General features: G+C 70.5%; 15 protein-coding genes. 11 read left to right on the forward strand and 4 right to left on the reverse strand.

Annotation, left to right across the window (positions count from 1 at the left end; translation table 11 throughout):
- Nucleotides 1-299, reverse strand: a 299-nt coding sequence (ccmI, locus tag ABNX41_RS00005; protein WP_438667660.1) for a c-type cytochrome biogenesis protein CcmI, incomplete at its 3' end; no start/stop codon positions are given.
- A 277-nt stretch (nt 300-576) separates the two neighbouring features.
- On the opposite strand from ccmI, the gene ABNX41_RS00010 reads away from it, so the two are divergent.
- From ABNX41_RS00010 to ABNX41_RS00030, 5 genes are all read left to right on the forward strand, one after another.
- Nucleotides 577-1,824: a sarcosine oxidase subunit beta family protein gene (locus ABNX41_RS00010; protein ID WP_438667661.1), complete on the forward strand. Its 1,248-nt coding sequence runs from the start codon at nt 577-579 to the stop codon at nt 1,822-1,824.
- A gap of 190 nt (nt 1,825-2,014) precedes the next feature.
- The gene (locus ABNX41_RS00015) at nt 2,015-2,338 is read left to right on the forward strand and encodes a sarcosine oxidase subunit delta (protein ID WP_438667662.1); all 324 of its coding nucleotides are present in this window, start codon (nt 2,015-2,017) and stop codon (nt 2,336-2,338) included.
- On the forward strand, nt 2,335-5,361 hold the full coding sequence (locus ABNX41_RS00020; protein ID WP_438667663.1) for a sarcosine oxidase subunit alpha family protein: 3,027 nt from the start codon (nt 2,335-2,337) through the stop codon (nt 5,359-5,361). The genes ABNX41_RS00015 and ABNX41_RS00020 overlap by 4 nt, the downstream gene beginning before the upstream one ends.
- Nucleotides 5,354-5,920, forward strand: coding sequence for a sarcosine oxidase subunit gamma (locus ABNX41_RS00025; protein ID WP_438667664.1), 567 nt, complete (start codon nt 5,354-5,356; stop codon nt 5,918-5,920). Before ABNX41_RS00020 ends, ABNX41_RS00025 begins: the two co-directional genes overlap by 8 nt.
- 188 nt (nt 5,921-6,108) lie before the next feature.
- Nucleotides 6,109-6,711, forward strand: coding sequence for a superoxide dismutase (locus tag ABNX41_RS00030; protein ID WP_438667665.1), 603 nt, complete (start codon nt 6,109-6,111; stop codon nt 6,709-6,711).
- A gap of 78 nt (nt 6,712-6,789) precedes the next feature.
- On the opposite strand, the gene ABNX41_RS00035 is transcribed toward ABNX41_RS00030, so the two are convergent.
- Both ABNX41_RS00035 and ABNX41_RS00040 read right to left on the reverse strand, forming a co-directional pair.
- Nucleotides 6,790-7,098 carry a hypothetical protein gene (locus tag ABNX41_RS00035; RefSeq protein WP_438667666.1) on the reverse strand — a complete coding sequence of 103 codons (309 nt, stop codon included), beginning with the start codon at nt 7,096-7,098 and terminating at the stop codon, nt 6,790-6,792.
- Nucleotides 7,095-7,676, reverse strand: coding sequence for an LOG family protein (locus ABNX41_RS00040; RefSeq protein ID WP_438667667.1), 582 nt, complete (start codon nt 7,674-7,676; stop codon nt 7,095-7,097). Before ABNX41_RS00040 ends, ABNX41_RS00035 begins: the two co-directional genes overlap by 4 nt.
- A gap of 349 nt (nt 7,677-8,025) precedes the next feature.
- Between ABNX41_RS00040 and ABNX41_RS00045 the strand changes: the two genes are divergently transcribed.
- From ABNX41_RS00045 to der, 6 genes are all read left to right on the forward strand, one after another.
- Nucleotides 8,026-9,462 carry a LysM peptidoglycan-binding domain-containing protein gene (locus ABNX41_RS00045; protein WP_438667668.1) on the forward strand — a complete coding sequence of 479 codons (1,437 nt, stop codon included), beginning with the start codon at nt 8,026-8,028 and terminating at the stop codon, nt 9,460-9,462.
- Between the two features lie 788 nt (nt 9,463-10,250).
- The gene (locus ABNX41_RS00050; protein WP_438667669.1) at nt 10,251-12,104 is read left to right on the forward strand and encodes an ABCB family ABC transporter ATP-binding protein/permease; all 1,854 of its coding nucleotides are present in this window, start codon (nt 10,251-10,253) and stop codon (nt 12,102-12,104) included.
- A gap of 386 nt (nt 12,105-12,490) precedes the next feature.
- Nucleotides 12,491-15,841 carry a caspase family protein gene (locus tag ABNX41_RS00055; protein ID WP_438667670.1) on the forward strand — a complete coding sequence of 1,117 codons (3,351 nt, stop codon included), beginning with the start codon at nt 12,491-12,493 and terminating at the stop codon, nt 15,839-15,841.
- A gap of 426 nt (nt 15,842-16,267) precedes the next feature.
- A complete protein-coding gene (locus ABNX41_RS00060) occupies nt 16,268-17,005 on the forward strand; it encodes a hypothetical protein (RefSeq protein WP_438667671.1) in 738 nt (245 codons plus the stop codon).
- A 176-nt stretch (nt 17,006-17,181) separates the two neighbouring features.
- Entirely contained in the window at nt 17,182-18,645 is a 1,464-nt protein-coding gene (locus ABNX41_RS00065) for a PQQ-like beta-propeller repeat protein (protein ID WP_438667672.1), read from the forward strand.
- Nucleotides 18,646-18,687: 42 nt separating this feature from the next.
- Nucleotides 18,688-20,157 (forward strand): ribosome biogenesis GTPase Der, encoded by a 1,470-nt coding sequence (gene der, locus ABNX41_RS00070; RefSeq protein WP_438667673.1) that lies wholly within the window; start codon nt 18,688-18,690, stop codon nt 20,155-20,157.
- A 144-nt stretch (nt 20,158-20,301) separates the two neighbouring features.
- Here the strand turns inward: der and serS are convergent, their stop codons facing one another.
- Nucleotides 20,302-21,594 carry a serine--tRNA ligase gene (gene serS / locus ABNX41_RS00075; protein WP_438667674.1) on the reverse strand — a complete coding sequence of 431 codons (1,293 nt, stop codon included), beginning with the start codon at nt 21,592-21,594 and terminating at the stop codon, nt 20,302-20,304.
- Between the last annotated feature and the right edge of the window lie 237 nt (nt 21,595-21,831).

The raw sequence follows: 21,831 nt of genomic DNA on the forward strand, positions 1-21,831 counted from the left end.
GCGCCCCCGGCGCGGGTCGGCGCGGCGGCCTGCCGCGCGGCGCCCCGGTTGGCGCCCCGGTCGGCGTCCAGAAGCCGCCGGGCGATCTCGGTGCGCAGCCGCTCGGCTTCGGCCGCCGCCAGCGTGCCGCGTTTCAGGTCGCGCTCCACCTCGCGCAACTGGTCGCGGTAGACTTGCAGATCCCGCGCCGCCACCGGCGCCGGATCGGCCCGCCGCGCCGCCAGAAGCGACAGGATCAGAAGCCCCGCCACGCCAAGCGCCAGGGCCGATGCCGCTGCCCAGAAGCCCAGATTTTCCATCCATCTTCCCCGAGGTTGCTGGCCTTGCCATGTAACCGCTCGGGCCCCGGCGCGAAAGGGCCGGTTCCCGCGCCTTTTGCCACAGGCCCGCGCGCGCCCCATTCGCCGCCGATGCGGTCGATGTCGGATTTTTCCCGATTGCGCCGCTCGTGGACACGGGCCATCATCGCGGCCGTTCCATTCAGGAAGCGCCCCGGGTCCGGGCTCGCGGATGGGGAATCGCCCCGGCCCGATCCGATCCGAGGACCCCGACCAAGGCAGGACGAAAGAGCATCGCATGAAACGTTATTCGGTCTTTGCCATCGCGCGCGAGGCGCTGCGCTTCCATACCGGGTGGGAGCGCGCCTGGCGCAGCCCCGAGCCGAAGCGCGACTACGAGGTGGTGATCGTCGGCGCCGGGGGCCACGGCCTCGCCACAGCCTATTATCTCGGCAAGAACCACGGCATCCGCAATGTCGCGGTGATCGAGAAGGGCTGGCTCGGCGGCGGCAATTCGGGCCGGAACACCACGATCATCCGCTCGAACTATCTCCAGGACAGCTCCAGCGCGATCTTCGAGAAGGCCCGCAGCCTTTACGAAACCCTCAGCCAGGACCTGAACTACAACGTCATGTTCAGCCCGCGCGGCCTTCTGATGCTGGCCCAGACCCATCACGAGATGCGCGGCTACAAGCGCACCGTCCACGCCAACCGCCTCCAAGGCGTCGAGACCGAATGGATCCCCCCCGAAGAGGTCAAGCGCCTGGTCCCGATCATCAACCTGAATGGCCCGCGCTATCCCGTCCTCGGCGCGCAATACCAGGCCCGCGGCGGCACCGCGCGCCATGACGCGGTGAACTGGGGCTATGCCCGCGCCTGTTCCGAGATGGGCATGGACATCATCCAGAATTGCGAGGTCACCGGCATCGCCCAGTCGGGCGGCCAGGTCACCGGGGTCGAGACCACGCGCGGCGCCATCGGCTGCAGGAAGCTCGGCATCGTCGTCGCGGGCCATTCCGGCGTCCTGGCCGAAATGGCGGGCTTCCGCCTGCCGATCGAAAGCATGGCGCTCCAGGCCCTGGTCTCGGAGCCGGTGAAACCCTGCATCGACGTCGTGGTGATGGCCAATACCGTCCATGGCTACATCTCGCAATCCGACAAGGGCGAGCTGGTGATCGGCGGCGGCACCGATGGGTTCAACAACTACAGCCAGCGCGGCTCCTTCCAGCATGTCGAGGAAACCCTGCGCGCCCTGATCGAGACCTTCCCGATCATCTCGCGCCTCAAGATGCTGCGGCAATGGGGCGGCATCGTCGACATGACCGGCGACCGCTCGCCGATCATCTCGAAGACGCCCCTCGGCAATTGCTTCATCAATTGCGGCTGGGGCACCGGCGGCTTCAAGGCGATCCCGGGCTCGGGCTGGGCCATGGCCGAACTGGTCGCGAAAGGCGAGCCCGGCGCCCTGGCCTCCGAATTCGACATGTGGCGCTTCCGCGAGGGCCGCTTCATCGACGAATCCGTCGCCGCCGGGGTGGCCCATTGATGTCGCGCCCCCCGCTCCGCCAGGGCCCGGCCCTCCGCCAGGCACCCGCCACGCCAAACCCGCGCCGCGCCGCCGCCCACCGGCCCGGCCGGATCCGCCCCCTTCATCTTGGCACAAATATCCCCGGGGGGGCCGGGGGGCAGGCAGCCCCCCGGGGCGTCCCCCTTTCGAGCGGCCGGAGGTTCCCGCCATGCTGATCCTGACCTGTCCCTATTGCGGCATCGCCGCCGAAGAGACCGAACTCTCCCCGGGTGGCGAGGCGCATCTGAAACGCTTCGGCCCCGGCGCTTCGGACGCCGAGTTCGAATCCTACATGTTCGCGCGCAAGAACCCCAAGGGCGTGCATTGCGAACGCTGGCGCCACAGCTACGGCTGCGGCAAGTGGTTCCTCGCCGCCCGCGACACCCTCAGCCTTGAGGTCTTCGGCACCTATCCCGCCCAGACCACCGAACCCCCCGCCGCGATCGTCGAGAAGATCATGGCCCGAAACCCCGACTGGAAGGGCTGGAAATGAGCGCGCGCCTCGCCTCGGGCGGGCGGTTGATCGACCGCTCCGCCACATTGGAATTCACCTTCAACGGCCGGAAACTGCGCGGTTTTCAGGGCGACACCCTGGCTTCCGCCCTGCTCGCCAACGGCCAGGTGCTGGTCGGGCGCTCGTTCAAATACCACCGCCCCCGCGGCATCGTGGCCCGCGGCGCCGAAGAGCCGAACGCGCTGGTGGGCCTGGGCCAGGGCGCGCGGTTCGAGCCGAACCAGCGCAGCACCACGACCGAGCTTTTCGAAGGCCTGACCGCGACCAGCCAGAACCACTGGCCCAGCCTGGAATTCGACATCGGCGCGGTCAACGACGCCCTGTCGCGCTTCCTGCCCGCGGGTTTCTACTACAAGACCTTCATCCATCCCCGCCCGGCCTGGAAACATCTGTTCGAGCCGGTGATCCGCCGCTCGGCGGGCCTTGGCCGCCCGCCGGAAGAGGCCGACGCCGACCGCTACGAATTCGCCTATGCCCATGCCGATCTGGTGATCGCGGGCGGCGGCATCGCCGGGCTTCGCGCCGCGCTTCTTGCGGGGGCGGCGGGGGCGCGGGTGATCCTGGCCGAACAGGGCCCGCATTGGGGCGGCCGCGCGCCGGTGGACGGCGATCTGATCGACGGCGCGCCCGCCTCGGAATGGATCGATTCCGCGCTTCATGCCCTTGAAAGGATGGAGAATGTCACGCTGCGCACCCGCTTCATGGTGGCGGGGGTGCACGACCATGGCCATGTGCTGGCCGAAGAGCGGATCGCCGACCACACGCCGGGCGACGGGCGGCCCAGGAAGCGGCTCTGGCGGATCCGGGCGGCCAAGATCCTGGCCGCGACCGGCGCGATGGAGCGTCCGCTGTCCTTCGCCGGAAACGACGTGCCGGGGGTGATGCTCGCCGGGGCGATGCGCGACTATCTGGCGGATTTCGCCGTCTCGCCCGGCGACCGAACCGTGGTCGTCACCAACAACGACGACGCCTATCTGACCGCGCTGGCGCTGCATGACGCGGGCCTGCGGGTCGCGGCGGTGGTCGATGCCCGCGCCACCGCGACCGGCCCGCTGGCCGGGCGGGTCCGCGCCCTGGGCATCCGGGTCGAGACCGGGCGCGGCGTCGTCAAGGTCCATGGCCGCAAGCGGGTCACCGGCGTCTCCATCGGCCTTCAGGTGGGCGAGGGCGCGGCGCTGGAGGAGATCGCCTGCGATGCCGTCGCCATGTCGGGCGGCTGGTCGCCCGTGGTCCATCTGTGGTCGCATTGCGGTGGCAAGCTGGTCTGGGATGCGGCGGGCGCGATGTTCCGCCCCGATCCCGATCGCCCGGCGCGCAACCATGACGGATCGGCGCTGGTGATCGCCGCCGGGGCCGCCAATGGCGCGCTTTCGGCGGCCGAGGCGCTGGAGGATGCCACCCGGGCGGGGCTTGAGGCGGTGGTGGCGCTTGGCCTCGAACCCGCCGATGCGGCCGGGCCCGTGCGGGCCGAACCCGTCCCCTCGGCCCCGGTCGAGCCGGTCTGGATCATGCCCGCGGGCGCGGGACCGGAACTGCGCGCCAAGATGTGGCTCGACTACCAGAACGACGTGAAGGTCTCGGACCTGCAACTGGCGGCGCGCGAGGGCTATGCCTCGGTCGAACATGCCAAACGCTACACCACGCTGGGCATGGCGACGGACCAGGGAAAGCTTTCGAACATCAACGGGTTGGCCGTTCTTTCTGATGCATTGGATCAAGAGATCGCAAAGACCGGCACCACCACCTTCCGCCCGCCCTGGACCCCTGTCACCTTCGGCGCGCTGGCGGGCGAGGCGAGGGGCGCGATCTTCCAGCCCCTGCGCAGGACCCCGATCCATGACTGGCACCTCGCCCAGGGCGCCTATATGGAGCCGGTGGGCCTGTGGCAACGCCCCTACACCTATCCCCGCATCGGCGAAAGCCATGCCCAGGCCGTGAACCGCGAGGTGCTGAACACGCGCCGCAACGTCGGGCTGCTCGATGCCTCGACGCTGGGCAAGATCGTGGTGAAGGGGCCGGATGCGGGGCGGTTCCTCGACATGCTCTACACCAATATGATGAGCAACCTCGCCCCCGGCAAATGCCGCTACGGGCTGATGTGCAACGAACAGGGCTTCCTTTTCGACGACGGCGTGGTGGCGCGGCTGGACCAGGACACCTGGCTTTGCCACACCACCACCGGCGGCGCCGATCGCGTCCATGCCTGGATGGAGGACTGGCTGCAATGCGAATGGTGGGACTGGCAGGTCTATACCGCCAACCTGACCGAGCAATACGCCCAGATCGCCATCGTCGGCCCCAGGGCGCGCGAGGTGATGGAGCGGCTTGGCGGCCTGGATGTCTCGAAGGCGGCGCTGCCCTTCATGACCCATGCCGAGGGGGATCTGGCGGGCATTCCGGCGCGGGTCTACCGGATCAGCTTCTCGGGCGAACTCAGCTATGAGGTGGCCGTGCCCGCCGGGCAGGGCGCGGCCTTCTGGCAGGCCTGCCTTGAGGCGGGCGAGGATCTGGGCCTGATGCCCTACGGCACCGAGGCGCTGCATGTGCTGCGCGCCGAGAAGGGTTTCATCATGATCGGCGACGAGACCGACGGCACGGTGATCCCGCAGGACCTGAACCTCGACTGGGCGGTGTCGAAGAAGAAGGCAGATTTCCTGGGCAAGCGCGGGATGGAGCGCAGCTTCCTTGCCGCGCCCGACCGCTGGAAGCTGGTGGGGTTCGAATCGCTCGACGGTTCGGTCCTGCCCGATGGCGCCTATGTGCTGGCCGGGGGGCACAACCGATACGGCTTCCGAAACGCCCAGGGGCGCGTCACCTCGACCTACTGGTCGCCCAATCTGCAAAAGGGCATCGCCATGGGGCTTTTGAAACACGGCCCCTCGCGCCTTGGCGAAGAGGTGGAGCTGACCCGGATCGAGGGCGACGAGAAGGCGGGCCCGATCCGGGCGCGCGTGGTCTCGCCCGTGTTCCTCGACCCGGAAGGAGAGAAGCTGAATGCCTGATCCGGTCCAGATATCCCCCGTCACGCCGCTGGCGGGCGCCGAATTCCACGGCTTCGCCCGGGTGCGCGAGGCGCCCGCCCAGGGCATGATCACCCTGCGCGCCCGGCCCGGCGCGGCGGGGCTTGAGGCCGCCGTCATGGCGGTGACCGGCGGCCCGCTGCCCGCCGCCCGCCAGATCGTCACCACCGAGGGCCGCTCGGTCGGCTGGATGGGGCCGGACGAATTCCTGCTGCTGCTGCCCCGGGACGAGGTGGGCCCGGCGCTTCGGGTGATCGCCGATGCCATGGCGGGGGCGCATCACCTTGCGGTGGATGTGTCCGACGCGCGGGCGCTCTTGCGCATCGAGGGGCCGCGCGCCGACCAGGTCCTGCGCAAGCTGACCCCGGCCGATCTGGACGCGCTGGCGCCGGGAGAGCTGCGCCGCTCGCGCCTGGCGCAGGTGGCAGCGGCCTTCTGGGCGGCGGAGGGCGGTTTCACGCTGGTCTGCTTCCGTTCGGTCGCGGGCTATGTGATGGATGTCCTGACCCATTCGGCGCAACCGGGCGCGGAACTTTCCTGAGCGCGGCGCGTTGGGGGACGAGGACCTGCACCGCCGGGTTTTCGGTCGCCGTCTCCGGGTTGCAGCGGGTGCGGCGCCTTTCTGTGCGCCCGGGGACATGTCCTCGTGCCCCGGGTCGCACTTGACCTTCCGGCGTTATGCGCCCTTATTCGGCGGGTAACGCCATCCCTCGAACAGGAGAGTCTGCCATGGCCTTCACCCTTCCCGATCTTCCCTATGCCCATGACGCGCTTGCGCCCCTCGGCATGTCGAAGGAAACGCTGGAATACCACCACGACCTTCACCACAAGGCCTATGTCGACAACGGCAACAAGCTGATCGCGGGCACCGAATGGGAATCGAAATCGCTTGAGGACATCGTGACCGGCACCTACCAGGCCGGTGCGGTGGCGCAGAACGGCATTTTCAACAATGCCTCGCAGCACTGGAATCACAACCTGTTCTGGGAAGTGATGGGCCCGGGCGAAGACAAGAAGATCCCCGGCGCGCTGGAGGGTGCGCTGACCGAGGCCTTCGGCTCGGTCGACAAGTTCAAGGAAGAGTTCGCCGCCGCCGGCGCGGGCCAGTTCGGCTCGGGCTGGGCCTGGCTGGTCAAGGACAAGGACGGCAGCCTCAAGGTCACCAAGACCGAGAACGGCGTGAACCCGCTGGTCTTCGGCCAGACCGCGCTTCTGGGCGTCGATGTGTGGGAGCACAGCTACTACATCGACTTCCGCAACAAGCGTCCGGCTTACCTCACGAACTTCCTCGACAAGCTGGTGAACTGGGAAGCGGTCGCGGCCAAGCTCTGAGCCCGGCCGCCGCGCGGCCTTCCGCGCCGGAAATGACGAACCCCCGCAGGTCCGGCCTGCGGGGGTTTTGTTTTTGCCCTAGCCTTCGCGCCGCAGGATGGCGCGGGCGGCCCGGCTTGTGTCTGCCTCCACCCTTTCCGATGCGGCGATCATCGCCAGCGCGTCCCCCTCGCGCCCCGAGGCGAGGATGGCCCGCGCCTTCGACACCCGGCTGCGGCACGAATGCGCGGTCCAGCCGCTGCGTCCCTGCAATTCGGCGGCGGCCTCCGCGTGACCCTGCGGCCCCTTGAAAAGGTCCAGATGCCTGACGAAGGCCGCCATGCCGATCGCGCGCAGGGCGGCGCGCAGCCGGTCGTCGTCCATGCCGCGCGCCGGGGTGCCGCTCATCCCAGGGCTTCGGCGATGGTTTCCTGGCCCGCCAGCGCCCCGGCCAGCGCCGCTTCCAGCGCGGCCACGTCCGGGGCCAGCCGGTAAAGCCCCGACAGGCCGCCGGGCGCGAAGCCCTCGGCCACGACATGGTTCAAGAGCGCGACCAGCGGCTGCCAGTAGCCGTCGGTGTCCAGCAGGAAGATCGGCTTGGCGTGCAGCCCGATCTGCGCCCAGGTCAGCACCTCGAAGAATTCGTCAAGGCTGCCCGCGCCGCCCGGCAGCACCACGATGGCGTCCGAGTTCATGAACATCACCTTCTTGCGCTCGTGCATGTCCTCGGTGATGACGAAGGTGGTCAGGTCGCGCTTGCCCTTCTCGGCCCCCAGGAGGTGGACGGGAATCACGCCGAGCGCGGGCGCCCCCGCCGTCTGGGCCGCGCGGGCGACCTCGCCCATCAGCCCGACGTCGCCCGCGCCATAGACCAGCCGCCAGCCGCGCGCGGCGATCACCTTGCCAAAGGCGCGGGCCGAGGCGGCATGGGCGGGATTGCTGCCCGGACGAGAGCCACAGAAGACGCAGATCGAAGCTTTGGTCATGGGAAAACCTGAATTCCTGTTGCCAGAGGAGGGTCTATCGGGATTCCTAAGCCAGAATCCGCCGCGAGGCGATGGGGCAGCCCGTCGTCGCGCCGGAAAAACGCAAGGTCCGTGAACGCAAGGTCCGTGCCCGAGGGCGGGACCGGCCCTTGCGTTCCGCACAGGCGGCAGGCGCGCCCCCCAGGGCATCGTGTCGAGAAGACCGGCCGTCCGGGAAGGATGGCCCTGGGGAAGACGGGCCTCGGGCAAAGACGGGTCGCCGGGGCAGCTTGCCCGCCGGGGCGGAAAGAGCGGAATTCCGCCGCGCGCAGATCATGGCGCGCGGGGGCTTGGGAAAGGGACGGATGCGATGGCAGGTTGGGCGGCGGCGAAGGCCGGGGGATGGGCGGGGGCGGTGACGGCGGTGGCGGGGGCGGCGACCCTGGTCGGCTATCTGGTCTGGGATGCGCGCCGCTCCGAGCCCGCCGCGCCCGAGAACCTGCCGGTCGCGGCGGCGGCGGTGCCGCCCGAATCGGCCGCAGCGGGTGCCGCGCCCGCGACCGCGCCTGTGACCGAGGCCGGGGCGGCCCCGGAGACCGCGCTCCCCCGGATCGGCACCTGGGCGGTGACCGCCACCGGCTCGGCGGTGATCGCGGGCTTTGCCGCGCCGCATTCCACCGTCCAGGTCCTGATCGACGGCACCTCCGTGGCCGAGACCCGCGCCAGCGGGGCGGGCGAATTCGCCGTGGTGACCACGCTTGCGCCCAATCCCGCGCCCAGCCTGATGACGCTCTACATGCTGCTCGCGGACGGCAGCGGGATCGCCTCGGTCGAAAGCGTGGCGCTTGGCCCGATCGTGGGGCCCGATACCGGACCTGGGACGGCTCCCGCCGCGGCCGAGGCCGATTCCCCCGCCGCCCCGGCCGCGCTTCTGGTCACGGGCGAGGGCGCGGTTCTGCTGCAGGAGGCTCCGCTGCCCGAGGAAGCCCCTCTCCCGCAGGAGGCCGCCGCCGCCGAGGCCGACCAGCCCCTGCCCGCCGCCGCCGAATCCGCCCCCACGACCGGCGGCGCGACCCTCGCGCCGGTCTCGGTCGAGACCATCACCTACACGCCCTCGGGCGAGGTGCAGATCGGCGGCGCGGGCCAGCCCGGCGCGGGCCTGCGGATCTATCTCGACAATGCCGCGCGGGCCGAGGCGCGGGTGCCCGAGGGGGGCAAGTGGCTGGCCACGCTGGCGGATGTGGCGCCCGGCCTCTACACCCTGCGCGTGGACCAGCTTGGCCCGGAGGGCGAGGTGACGGCGCGGTTCGAGACCCCGTTCCGGCGCGAGACGCTGGAGGCGCTGGCGGCTGCCACCGCAGGTGCGGCGCCGGGCGTCGCAGTCCCCGAAGAGGTCCCCGAGCAGGCTGCCGGACAGGCGCCCGACCAGACCTCGGCCCAGCCCCCCGATCCGGCCCCCGCGCAAATCGCCGCCGAGCCGGGCGTTGGCGCCGCGCCCGCCCTGGCCCCGGTCTCCGAGGCCCCGATTCCTCAGGACACGCCCCCCGAGGCCCCGATCCCGGCGGGCGCCGTTTCGGCCAACCCGCCGCCTGCGGCCGCATCCCCGGCGGAAACCGCGGCCGACCCCGCGCCGCCCGCCCGCCCGGTCACGATCACCGTCCAGCCGGGGCATACGCTCTGGGCCATCGCGCGCGACGAATTGGGCGGCGGGCTGCTCTATGTGCAGGTCTATGAAGCCAACCGCGACAAGATCCGCGACCCGAACCTGATCTATCCCGGCCAGGTCTTCACCATCCCGGGGAATTGAGGGGGGCGAGGCGAGGGCGGGCAGGGCGCTGCCCCCGGCAACCACGACAGCGGGCCGGAGCCCCCGCGATGGGAAGCCGAAAGGCGGGCAGCCCTGCGCCGGTGTGCCGAGGTTGGGACGCCGTGCTCAGGCGGGCCGCGAGAGCGGGAGACCGAGGCCGGAGCCCCCGCGATGGGGTGCCGAGAGACGGGCAGCCCTGCGTCGGCGTGCCGAGTTGGCGGGCACGCCAAGGGCGCGCCACCGCGAGGCCGGGTCGGTGAGGCCGGGGGAGGGCGTCGCGACATGGGAAGCCGAGAGGCGGGCAGCCCTGCGTCGGCGTGCCGAGGTTGGGGCGCGGTGCCTCAGGCGGGCCGTGAAACCGGATGCCGCCCGCCTGCGATCCTTCTCGGGGCGGGCGCTGCGGTGAGCGACTTCTCGGTGGAGGCTTTGCCGCGCGGGCGGTGCGCCGTTGGCAGGGGCCATCGGATGGGGCCGCCCCGTCCCGCCCGTGCCGCAGTCGATCCGGCGGCGGGCGCGCGCTCGCGTCAGGCGGGACGCTCCGAGGGCCCCGCTTTCCCGGCCGCCCCTTTACTCCACCCCCCTTTACTCCACCCCGGGGCGCGACTATCTCAGGGCCTCCTTGAAGAACGGAAAGGGCCGACCCGCGCCGATAGGCGCAGCCTCGGGCCGCGCTTCCCCGCCCCGCCCCGCCGGAGCCCCGGGCCGGACCCCAGCCTTCGCCGTCCGTCGGCCTGGCCGGGATCGCCGTTCGGGGCGCAAGCCCATTCGTCGATTTGCCGGATCACCAGATGCGCTCTCCCAGTTTCTACCCTTCCGCCACCGGGGACCGCCCCGCCAATGCCGCCGCCGGATCCGAGATCCCCGCCGCGCCGGGGGCCGAGACGCTGCGCCGCGTCGTGCCCTATCTGTGGCCCGAGGGGCAGCCTTGGGTGAAGCGCCGGGTGGTGCTGGCGATGCTGCTTTTGATCATGGGCAAGGTGATCGCGGTCACGGTGCCCTGGCTCTACAAGCTGGCGGTGGACGCGCTGGACGGCGCGGGCGGCGATGCGCTGGCGATCGGCGCGGTGGGGCTGGTCGTGGCCTATGGCATGGCGCGGGTGATGAACATCGCCTTCGGCGAATTGCGCGACGCGGTCTTCGTGCGGGTGGGCCAGCGCGCCTTGCGCCGCCTGGCGCTTGAGACTTTCGAGCATATCCACCGCCTGTCCTTGCGCTATCACATCTCGCGCCGCACGGGGGGGCTGTCGCGCATCATCGAGCGGGGGGTGAAGGGCGTCGACTTCCTCCTGCGCTTCCTTCTCTTCTCGATCGGGCCGCTGATCCTCGAGATCCTGATGATCACCACGATCTTCGTCCTGGCCTTCGGCTGGAGCTTCGCCGCCGTGGTGGCGGTGACGGTCGCGGTCTATATCCTCTTCACCCTCAAGGTCACCGAATGGCGCGTCCGCATCCGGCGCGAGATGAACAACGAGGATACCGACGCCAACCAGAAGGCGGTCGACAGCCTGCTGAACTACGAGACGGTGAAATATTTCAACGCCGAGACGCGCGAGGCGGGGCGCTATGACGGCGCCATGCGCAGATACGAGGCGGCGGCGGTCAAGACCGGGCTGTCGCTGGCCATGCTGAACGTGGGCCAGACCTTCCTGATGACGGCGGGGCTGGTCGCGGTGATGGTGCTGGCCGCGCAGGGCGTGCAGGCGGGCCGCATGACGGTGGGCGACTTCGTCATGGTCAACGCCTATATGATGCAGATCACCATGCCGCTGAACTTCCTCGGTTCGGTCTACCGCGAGATCCGCCAGGCGCTGGTCGACATGGGGCAGATGTTCGGCCTCCTGGGCCAGCCCGCCGAGGTGCTGGACGCCCCCGACGCCCGCCCCCTTGCCGTCACCGGGGGCGAGATCGTCTTCGACGAGGTGCGCTTTTCCTACGATCCGGGGCGCGAGATCCTCAAGGGCGTCTCGTTCCGCGTGGCGCCGGGCCAGACGCTGGCGCTTGTCGGCCATTCGGGATCGGGGAAATCCACCATCGGGCGGCTGCTGTTCCGCTTCTACGACGTCGGTTCCGGTGCGATCCGCATCGACGGCCAGGACCTGCGCGAGATCACCCAGTCCAGCCTGCATGCCGCCATCGGCGTGGTGCCGCAGGACACCGTGCTTTTCAACGACACGATCCGCTACAACATCGCCTATGGCAAGGATTCGCCCTCCGAGGAAGAGATCGCCGCCGCCGCCCGGGCCGCCCGGATCCATGATTTCATCATGAGCCTGCCCGAGGGCTACGACACCGCCGTGGGCGAGCGCGGGCTGAAGCTTTCGGGGGGCGAGAAGCAGCGCGTCGGCATCGCGCGCACGCTTTTGAAGAACCCGCCGATCCTGATCCTGGACGAGGCGACCTCGGCGCTGGACACCCGCACCGAACGCTCGATCCAGGATTCGCTGCGCGAGATGGGGCAGGGAAGGTCGGTGATCACCATCGCCCACCGGCTTTCGACCATCGCCGATGCCGACCGGATCCTGGTGATGGACCAGGGCGAGGTGGTCGAGGAGGGGCGGCATGAGGATCTGATCCAGCGCCACGGCATCTATGCCGCGATGTGGGCGCAGCAGATCGCCGAAGAGGAAGAGGCCGCGGCCTGAGGGCGGGCGGCCCCCGGTCGTCTGATCGCGGGCCGTCTGATCGCGGGCCGGGCGCCGCCATGCCCGCCCGTGCCGCCATGCCCGCCCGTGCCGCCATGCCCGCCCGTGCCGGGGGGCTTCCCTCACCGCCGTGCCGACCCTCACCGCCGTGCCGACCCTCACTGCCGTGCCGACCCTTGTCGCCGGGCCCGCCACTGCCGCCCCCACCGACCTGTGCCGCCATGCCCGCCCTTGCGGCGCTGTCCAGCGCCGCTTGCGATTCCCCACTTGCCCGCAGCGGTTTTCCTTTGACCCTGCGGCACGGGCGCGCCATTGCTTGGTGCGGGCCGTTGTCGCAGGGATCGAGGGTTGCAGGGATCGGGGGTTGTGCAGATCGGGGGAAGGTGATGTTCGGGCGGGTGATCATCGCGCTGGTGATCGTGATCGGCCTTGCCTCCTCGGCCATGGCCGAGCGGCGGGTCGCGCTTGTCCTCGCGGTCGAGGATTACCGGAACCTGCGCGATCTGGCCAATCCGGTGAACGACGCCCGGGCGATGGAGGAACTGCTCGAAAGCCTGGGCTTCGAGGTCTGGCTGGAAAGCGACCGCAACCTGAGCCGCAGCCTGCGCGCGCTGGAGGATTTCCGCCAGGACGCCGCCGGGGCGGATGTGGCGCTGTTCTTCTACGCCGGGCATGGCGTCGCCATCGAGGGCGTGAACTATCTGCTGCCCACGGATGCCGAGATCACCTCCTCGGCGCGGCTGGCCGAGACCTCGCTGCCGCTCTCGGCGGTCCAGGCGGTGCTCGACGAGGTGGCGCCGGTCTCGATCGTGCTGCTCGACGCCTGCCGCGACGATCCCTTCGGGGGCATCGGCGGATCGGGCGACGGGCGCGGCGCGGTGGCGCTGGATGAGGATCCGGCCGACCGCCCGCCCCCGGTGCCGGGGCTGGGGCGGATCGGGCGCGCGGACGGGGTGCTCTTCGCCTTCGCCGCCGCGCCGGGAGAGACCGCTTCGGACGGCGACGGGCGCAATTCGCCCTTCACCTCGGCGCTGCTGCGCCATTTCGCCACCGGCGGGGTGGAACTGAAATCGGCGCTGACGCTGGTGCAGCAGGATGTCTACGACCGCTCGCGCGGGCGGCAACTGCCCTATATCGAAAGCGGCCTGCCGGAGCTGGTCTTCATCGCCGAGGCGGGCGAACTGCCCGAACGCGACCAGTTGCTGATGGCCATGGCCGGGCTGACCGAGACCCTGCGCCATGAGGTCGAAAGCGTGGCCGAGGCCAACAACATGCCCCTCGCGCCGCTTTACGCCGCGCTGATCTCGGGCGATCTGGCGCGCGAAAACGTGGAAGAGCGGCGGCGCAAGCTGGAAGAGGCCGCGCGCTCCTACGCGGCGTTCCAGTCGGAACTGGTGAAATACGCCTCCGACGATCCGCGCGTGGCGCAATTGCGGGCCGAGGCCGAGGAGGCGCTGTCGCTGGGCGCCTTCGAGGCGGCGCGGGCGCGGCTGACCGAGGCGGCGGCGATCGATTCGACGGCGCGGCTGGCGATCCGCGACAATTACCTGACCCGGACGCTGTCCGAGGCCTCGACCCATGTGCTGAACGCCAATGCGGCGCGCACGGACCTGCGCTACGATCTTGCCATCGGCGACCTGACCCGCGCGGTCGAGCTTTACGCCGAGATCGAATCCGACCTGCCCGACCGCGAGACCCGGCTGGCCTATGTCATGGCGCTGGCCGGCCTGGGCGAGTTGCACTTGATCGCGGGGAACAGTTTCGGCGCGCTCGGCGCCCATATGACCCGCGCCGAATTCCTTGAGCGCCAGGCCCGGGCCGAGCCCTTCGACCTGGGCTGGACGCGCGAGCTGATCTGGGCGCTGAACAATGCCGGCACGGTTCTGCAACAGCTCGGCTATCTGCGCGAGGCCGAAGAGGCCTTCATGAACGCCTTCACCTTCAGCCAGCGCCAGAGCGACCAGAACCCCGACGACCGCGACCTGATGCGCGACCGCGCGGTGATGCAGAACAAGCTGGGCGAGGTGCGCTACGCCCAGAACGACCACGCCGGAGCCCTTGCCGCCTATGCCGAGGCGCTTGCCATCGCCGAGGCGCTGCTGGAGACCGATCCGACGCGGATCGTCTATCTCCAGGACGTCTCCTACACGCAGGAGCGGATCGGCGACGTCCATGCCGCGATGGGCGATTACGCGGCGGCGCGGGCGGCCTTCGACATATCCCTGCGGATCGCGCAGAGCCTGTGGAACGAATTTCCGAACGATCCCAGCATGCGCCGCGACATGTCGGTGGGGCTGGAGCGGCTGGCCGACATGACGGCGGCAGAGGGCGATCTCGACACCGCGCTGGCCATCTATCTCGAATCGCTGAACATCCGTGAGGAGCTGGTCGCCCGGGATCCCTCGCATATGCTGCTGCGCCGCGACCTCGCGGTGACCTACGAGCGGATCGGCGACATCCATTACGGCCGCGGCGATGCGGGTTCGGCGGTGATGTCGCATGTCCAGGCGATGACGATCCGCGAGGAACTGGTCGCGCTCGACGCCGCCAATACCGAATGGGCGCGCGACCTGAGCGTCAGCCACGAGCGGCTTGGCGACCTCTATCTGGCCGAGGGCGAGCATGGCGGCGCGCTGGCCTCTTACCAGCGCGCGCGCGATCTGCGCCTGGCCATCGTGGCGCTGGATCCGACCAACCTGCCGCGCCAGCGCGATCTTGGCGTGACCTATGAGAAGCTCGCGCTGTTCCATGCGGCGCTCGACGACATGGATCGCGCGCTCGCCGCCTATCTGGAGACGCTGGAGCTGCGCCGCCGCCTGGTCGACGCCGACCCCTGGGTGGTGCTTTACCAGCGCGATCTGGGCATCGTTCTGGTCAATCTGGCCGAGATGCTGCGCTTTGAGGACAGCGCGCAGGCGGGCGAGATGGCCGCCGAGGCCATCGCCATCAACGAGGCGCTGGTGGCGCGCCATCCCGACGACACGCTTTACCTGCGCGACCTTACCGTCTCGCAGAACATATGGGCCAGCATCCTGATGGACCAGGGCGATGGCGGCCTTGCGGCGGTGGTGGCGCGCGATTCGCTTGAGGTGACGGCCAGGCTGCTGGAACTGCGCCCCGGCGACCGCCAGTTCACCATCGACCGGCTGGTGGCGGCGAACCGGCTGGGGGATGCCGAGCTTCTGCTCGGCGCGCCCGACCGCGCGCTGCCGATCTTCCGCATCATGGCCGAGGCGGGCTATGCGGTCTCTTCCGCCGATCCCTACGATGTCGAGGCCGCCTCGCTTTACGCCACCGCGCTTGAGCGGATGGCCGAGGCGCTGCGCGACATGGGCGAGCATCGCGCCGCCCGGGTCGAGCTGGAGAGTGCGGTGGCGATCCGGCGCTGGATCGCGGGGCAGGACCCGGCCTCGTTGTTCCGCCAGCGCGAGCTGGTGGTGACCTTGCACAATTACGGCGCCACTTTCCTTGAGACCGGGGAATATCGCGAAGGCGCCGCCATCGAGGAGGAGGCCCTGGCGATCCAGCGCTGGATCGTCGGCCAGAGCCCGGGCGACACCCTGGCGCTGCTTGGCCTTGTCGTGGCGCTGGACCGGGCCGCGCTGTATTACACCGACGCCGCCGCCTATGTGACCGAGGCGCTCGAGATCATGGAATGGCTCGACGCCGAGGGGCGGCTGAACGATCCGGTCTATTACGGCTGGCTGGAGGATTTCCGCATCCGGGCCGGGCGCTAGGCCCGCAGGGCAGGTGTGCCGGATCCGGGGCGCGGCGCAGGGGCCGGTTTTTGCGGGCCGGTTTCGCGGGCCGGTTTTTGCGGACGGGTTGCTCTGGCCAGGCCGGGGCGGACCCTGACCCCGGCATGGCGCCCGCGAACATGGGTGCGCAGATTATGCGGCTGCGCTAGGCCGGGGCCGCAGGCAGGGGCCGTTGGCGCGGCCGGGGCGGCGGCGGGGTCCCGCCCTTCGCGGTTTTCCATTCCCCTCGCAGGGCTTGGCAATGGCGCGGGAATCCCTGTAAGACGGGGCAAACCGGTCCCGAGGCTTCGGCCATCGGGCCCCGGGGGCGGCGCATATGCCTTCGGGGCGCGCAGGGGTGGGCGGCTGGCCCGCGCGCAAGGGCACGAAAGACAGAACGGGCAAACGGCAGGAAGGCCCCAGGCAGTGAGCAATTCCGACAGCTTCATCCAGGAAGTCGCCGAAGAGGTCCGTCGCGACCGGCTTTACGGCCTGTTGCGGCGCTATGGCTGGATCGGCGTCGTGCTGATCCTGGGGATCGTCGGCGGCACCGCCGCCAACGAGATCCTCAAGGCGAGGGCCGAGGCGCGCGCCCAGGCCTTCGGCGACGGGCTTCTGGATGCGCTCGACCTTGGCGCCGAGGATCGCGCCCAGGCCCTGGCCACCGTCCCCGCCGACGGGCGGCAGTTGACCATGCGCGACATGGTGGTGGCCTCGGACCCCGAAAGCGACCGCGCGGGCGCGCTGGCGGCGCTGGAGCGGGTGATCGCCGATGCCTCGGCCCCGCAGGCCTGGCGCGACCTTGCGGTGCTGCGCCGGGTCGGCGTGCTTGGCGCCGAGGCGCCGGTGGCCGAGCGGCGCGCGGCGCTGGAAGGCATCGCGGCGCCGGGGCGGCCCTACCGGGCGCTCGCGGCCGAGCAACTGGCCTATCTTTTGCTGGAAGAGGGCCGGACCGACGAGGCGGTGGCCGCGCTGACCTTCCTTGCGGGCGCCGAGGATGCGGGCGCCGCCCTGCGCCAGCGCGCGACCGAGATCGCGGCGGTTCTTGCCGCGGGTTCGGCCGCGGCGGGCGCGCCGATACCGGATACGGCGGCAGGTGATGCGGGCTCCGTTGATGCGGGCGCGGGCGGCCAGAACGGCGAAGACGGCACTGTTGAGAACTGATCCATGCCCTTCGGGGCATCGGAAACCGACGGATGAAGGGGCAGGGGATCGTGGGTAAGGAACGCCAGATCGTTGCGGCAGGGCCGATGCGTTCGGAACCGTCCGGTTCGGGTGCGATTTCGCAGATGGTTTCGTTGGTGGCTTCGGGTGCGACCTCGGATCGGGCTTCGGGAGCGATGCGCCCCCGGGACCCGACCACGCAAGCCCCCGCCACGCAAGCCCCGGTCGCGCGGCACCTGCCCCCGGGCGGATCCGCCCCCGGCCGCAATGCCTATGCCGCCCCGGGCCACCCGCTGGCGCGCGCCGCGCTTTGCGGCGCCGCGCTGTCGCTCGCGCTGGCCGCCTGCGGCGAGCGCGAACTGATCCTGCCGGGCGAGCGGTTCTCGGTGCGCGACGATCTCGCCGCCTCGATCCCGCAAGAGGGCCAGCCCGCGCCGCGCGCGCCAGCGGGTGGCCCTGCCTCGGAAAGCCGCCCGATCAGCCTGCCCGCCGTCCAGTCCAATGCCGATTGGGCGCAGCGCGGCGGCAATGCCCGCCATGCCGCGCCCCATGCGGCGCTGTCGTCCGCGCCCAGCCTGGTCTGGGCGCAGGCCATCGGCCAGGGCTCGTCCCGGCGCGCCCGGATCTCGGCCGCGCCGGTGGTCGCGGGCGGGCGGGTCTTCACGCTGGATGCGGCCTCGGTGGTCTCGGCGGTCTCGACCTCGGGCGCGGCGCTGTGGCAGGCCGATCTGGCGGCGGTCTTCGACCGGGGCGGCGCGGTCTCGGGCGGCGGGCTGGCCGCCGGGGGGGACCGCCTGTTCGTCACCACAGCCTATGGCGAGGTGGTCGCGCTCGACGCCGCCACCGGCCGCGTGGTCTGGAGCCAGCGCGTCGATTCGGCGGTGCAGGGCGCCCCCACCGTCGACGGCGGGCGCGTCTATGTCACCGCCCGCGACGGCGCCGCCTGGGCGCTGGAGGCGGCGAATGGCAAGGTGGTCTGGCAGGTCGTCGGCAGCCCGGCCCCCTCGGGCTTCCTGGGCGCCGCCGCGCCCACGGTGGGGGACCGCGCGGTCATCTTCCCCTCGGGGGCGGGCGATCTGATGGCGGTCCTGAAGGTGGGCGGCGGCACCAAGGTCTGGCAGGCCTCGCTTGCGGGCAAGCGGCTGGGGCGCGCCTATGCGCAAAGCTACGACGTGACCGGGGATGCGGCGCTTGTCGGCGGCGTGCTTTACGCCGGGACCGGGGCGGGCCGCACGGTGGCGATCGACGCAGGCTCGGGCGCGCAGATCTGGTCGGCGGGCGAGGGCGCGCTCGGGCCCCCCGCGGTGGCGGGCGGCTCGGTCTTCATCGTCAATGACGAGGCGCGGCTGGTGCGGCTGGACGCGGCCAGCGGCCGGGTGATATGGGAAGTCGAAATGCCCTATTTCCAGGATGACCGCGCCAGGAAGCGCAAGGCGGTCTATGCCCATTACGGGCCGGTCCTGGCGGGCGGGCGGCTTTGGGTCGCCTCGTCCGACGGGGTGCTGCGCGGCTTCGATCCGGTCGGCGGCAGGCTGGTCCACAGCGCCGAGATCCCCGGCGGCGCGGCGACGCAACCGGCGGTGGCGGGCGGCACGCTTTACGTCGTCTCGGGCGCGGGCCAACTTCTGGCTTTCCGCTGAGGCGATTGCGGTGTAAGCCCCCGGGTTCAGGAGATCCGGGCCATGAGTTTCACCCTTGCCATCGTCGGCCGCCCCAATGTGGGCAAATCGACGCTGTTCAACCGCCTTGTCGGCAAAAAGCTGGCGCTGGTCGATGACCAGCCCGGCGTCACGCGCGATCTGCGCGAGGGCGATGCGCGGCTGTTCGACCTGCGCTTCACCGTCATCGACACCGCCGGGCTGGAGGAGATCACCGACGACAGCCTGCAGGGCCGCATGCGGCGCCTGACCGAACGCGCGGTGGAACTGGCCGATATCTGCCTGTTCCTGATCGACGGGCGGGTGGGCGTCACCCCCTCGGACGAGGTTTTCGCCGAGATCCTGCGCCGCAAGAGCGCGCGGGTGATCCTGGGCGTGAACAAGGCCGAGGGTAAGGCGGGGGATGCGGGCGCGCTGGAGGCCTGGAGCCTTGGCCTGGGCGAGCCGGTGCGGCTTTCGGCCGAACATGGCGAGGGGATGGACGACCTTTACCATGTCCTGACCCCGCTGCGCGCGGAATTCGCCGCGCGCGAGGCCGAGATCCTGCCCGAAACCGATCTCGACATCCCCGAGGACAGCGAGGACGAGGACGACGAGGAAAGCTGGCGCCCCTCGGCCGCGAAGCCCTTGCAGATCGCGGTGATCGGTCGGCCCAATGCCGGAAAGTCGACGCTGGTGAACCGCATCCTGGGCGAGGACCGGATGCTGACCGGGCCCGAGGCCGGGATCACCCGCGACGCGATCTCGATCAAGGCGGAATGGCAGGGCGTGCCGGTGCGGATCTGGGACACCGCCGGGATGCGCAAGAAGGCGCGGGTGGTCGAGAAGGTCGAGAAGCTTTCGGTCGCCGACGGGCTGCGCGCGGTGCGCTTCGCCGAGGTGGTGGTGGTGCTTCTGGACAATGCCATCCCCTTCGAGACCCAGGACCTGCGCATCGCCGATTTCGCCGAGACCGAGGGCCGGGCGGTGGTGGTCGCGGTCAACAAATGGGACCTGGAGGAGGAGCGGCAGGAAAAGCTGGCCGAACTCAAGGAGATGTTCGAGCGGCTTCTGCCGCAGTTGCGCGGCGCGCCGCTGGTCACCGTCTCGGGCAGGACCGGGCGCGGCATGGACCGGCTGCACGAGGCGATCCTGAAGGCCCATGCGGTCTGGAACCGCCGGGTGCCGACGGCGCGGCTGAATTCCTGGCTGTCGGCGATGGTCGAGGCCCATCCGCCGCCCGCCCCGGGCGGGCATCGCATCAAGCTGCGCTATATCACCCAGGCCAAGACCCGCCCGCCGGGCTTCGTGATCAAATGCTCGCGCCCCGACGACCTGCCCGACAGCTACCGCCGCTATCTGGTGAACGGGCTGCGCGATCATTTCGACATGCCGGGCACGCCGATCCGGCTGTTCTTCCGCAGCCAGGGCAGCGAGAATCCGTTCAAGGAGCGGAAATTCCATACGCCCAGCCGGTTGCGCAAGCATGTCGGCGGCAAGGTGGTGAAGAAGTAGGGGGCGGGGGCCCGGGCTGAGAGGGGAGGGGGCGCCGCCCCCTCGGCGCCTTTGGCGCCTCACCCCCGGGATATTTCTGCAAAGAAGAAAGGGCTTGGGGGGGCGTTTTTTGCCCCCCCCCGGGTTGGTTATGGGGGTGGGGGGTCAGACCAGCTCGCCTTGCGCGGAGATGCGGGTCTTGCCGCGCAGCCAGGGGTGCAGGGCCGGGGGCAGTTCGACCGAGCCGTCGGCCTGCTGGCCGTTTTCCAAGACCGCGATCAGGCAGCGCCCCACGGCGAGGCCCGAGCCGTTCAGCGTGGCGACGAATTCGGGTTTGCCGCCCGCCGCCGGGCGGTAGCGCGCATTCATCCGCCGGGCCTGGAAGCTGCCGCAGGTCGAGACGCTGGAGATTTCGCGGTAGCGGTTCTGGCCGGGCAGCCAGACCTCCAGATCCCAGGTGCGTTGCGCGCCAAAGCCCATGTCCCCGGTGCAAAGCGCCATCGTGCGGAAGGGAAGCTCCAGCTTTTTCAGGATCGCCTCGGCGCAGGCGACCATGCGTTCCTGTTCCTCGAGATGGGTCTCGGGGGTGCAGATCGTCACCATCTCGACCTTTTCGAACTGGTGCTGGCGCAGCATGCCGGTGGTGTCCTTGCCCGCCGATCCCGCTTCGGAGCGGAAGCATTGGGTATGGGCGGTCAGGCGGCGGGGGAGGGCGCTCTCGTCGAGGATCTCGCCCGCGACGGTGTTGGTCAGCGTCACCTCGGAGGTGGGGATCAGCCACCAGCCATTGGTGGTCTGGTAGCTGTCCTCGGCGAATTTCGGCAGGTTGCCGGTGCCATACATCGCCTCGTCGCGCACCAGCACCGGGGTCCAGGTCTCGGTCAGGCCATGTTCCTCGACATGGGTGTCGACCATGAACTGCGCCAGCGCGCGATGGACGCGGATCACCGCGCCCGAGAGCAGGACGAAGCGCGCGCCGGAGAGTTTGGCGGCGGTTTCGAAATCCATGCCGGGGCGGACGCCGGGGATCTCGTAATGTTCGACCGGGGGGAAGTCGAAGGCGCGCGGGCTGCCCCAGCGGCGGATCTCGACATTGGCGTCCTCGTCCGCGCCCTCGGGCACGCTGTCGAGCGGCAGGTTCGGGATGCGCATCAGCGCGTCCTTCAGTTTCGCATCCTCATCGGCGGCCTCCTGGGTCAGGCGGGCGATCTCGGCCTTCTTTTCGGCGACCAGGGCGCGCAGGCGTTCGAATTCGGCATCGTCGCCGCGCGCCTTCGCGGCGCCGACCTCTTTCGAGGCGCGGTTCTGTTCGGCCTGGGCGGTTTCGGCGGCGAGGATCCGCGCGCGGCGCCCCTCGTCCAGCGCCAGCAGCCCGGGCGAGAGGGGCGAGAGGCCACGGCGCGCGAGGGCCGCGTCGAAAGCGGCGGGATTTTCGCGGATGGTGCGGATGTCGTGCATGGCTGGACCCTTCCTCTCGACCTTTCGGGTGCCGGGGCGCGGCGCCGGACCCGGGGCGCTTATGGCAGAAGGCGGGTTCGGGGGGAAGGGGAGGGCGCCGCGCCTTGGGCGACCCCCGGGCCCGCGCGAAAGCGCCTTTGTCTCGCGCGAAAGCGTCCCGGTCTCGCGGGTTTGACCCAAGGCGGCTCTGGCATCCGGGGCGAAAACCCACTACATCAGCGCCGGACCCGGGCGCGC

The sequence above is a fragment of the Pseudogemmobacter sonorensis genome, assembly GCF_042762395.1.
Taxonomy (GTDB): domain Bacteria; phylum Pseudomonadota; class Alphaproteobacteria; order Rhodobacterales; family Rhodobacteraceae; genus Pseudogemmobacter; species Pseudogemmobacter sonorensis.

Coding starts and splice junctions, on each gene's coding strand:
- serS (WP_438667674.1), bottom strand. CDS start 21,594: ATGCACGACATCCGCACCATCCGCGAAAATCCCGCCGCTTTCGACGCG.
- ABNX41_RS00045 (WP_438667668.1), top strand. CDS start 8,026: ATGGCAGGTTGGGCGGCGGCGAAGGCCGGGGGATGGGCGGGGGCGGTG.
- ABNX41_RS00015 (WP_438667662.1), top strand. CDS start 2,015: ATGCTGATCCTGACCTGTCCCTATTGCGGCATCGCCGCCGAAGAGACC.
- ABNX41_RS00030 (WP_438667665.1), top strand. CDS start 6,109: ATGGCCTTCACCCTTCCCGATCTTCCCTATGCCCATGACGCGCTTGCG.
- ABNX41_RS00010 (WP_438667661.1), top strand. CDS start 577: ATGAAACGTTATTCGGTCTTTGCCATCGCGCGCGAGGCGCTGCGCTTC.
- der (WP_438667673.1), top strand. CDS start 18,688: ATGAGTTTCACCCTTGCCATCGTCGGCCGCCCCAATGTGGGCAAATCG.
- ABNX41_RS00065 (WP_438667672.1), top strand. CDS start 17,182: ATGCGCCCCCGGGACCCGACCACGCAAGCCCCCGCCACGCAAGCCCCG.
- ABNX41_RS00055 (WP_438667670.1), top strand. CDS start 12,491: ATGTTCGGGCGGGTGATCATCGCGCTGGTGATCGTGATCGGCCTTGCC.
- ABNX41_RS00040 (WP_438667667.1), bottom strand. CDS start 7,676: ATGACCAAAGCTTCGATCTGCGTCTTCTGTGGCTCTCGTCCGGGCAGC.
- ABNX41_RS00020 (WP_438667663.1), top strand. CDS start 2,335: ATGAGCGCGCGCCTCGCCTCGGGCGGGCGGTTGATCGACCGCTCCGCC.
- ABNX41_RS00050 (WP_438667669.1), top strand. CDS start 10,251: ATGCGCTCTCCCAGTTTCTACCCTTCCGCCACCGGGGACCGCCCCGCC.
- ABNX41_RS00025 (WP_438667664.1), top strand. CDS start 5,354: ATGCCTGATCCGGTCCAGATATCCCCCGTCACGCCGCTGGCGGGCGCC.
- ABNX41_RS00035 (WP_438667666.1), bottom strand. CDS start 7,098: ATGAGCGGCACCCCGGCGCGCGGCATGGACGACGACCGGCTGCGCGCC.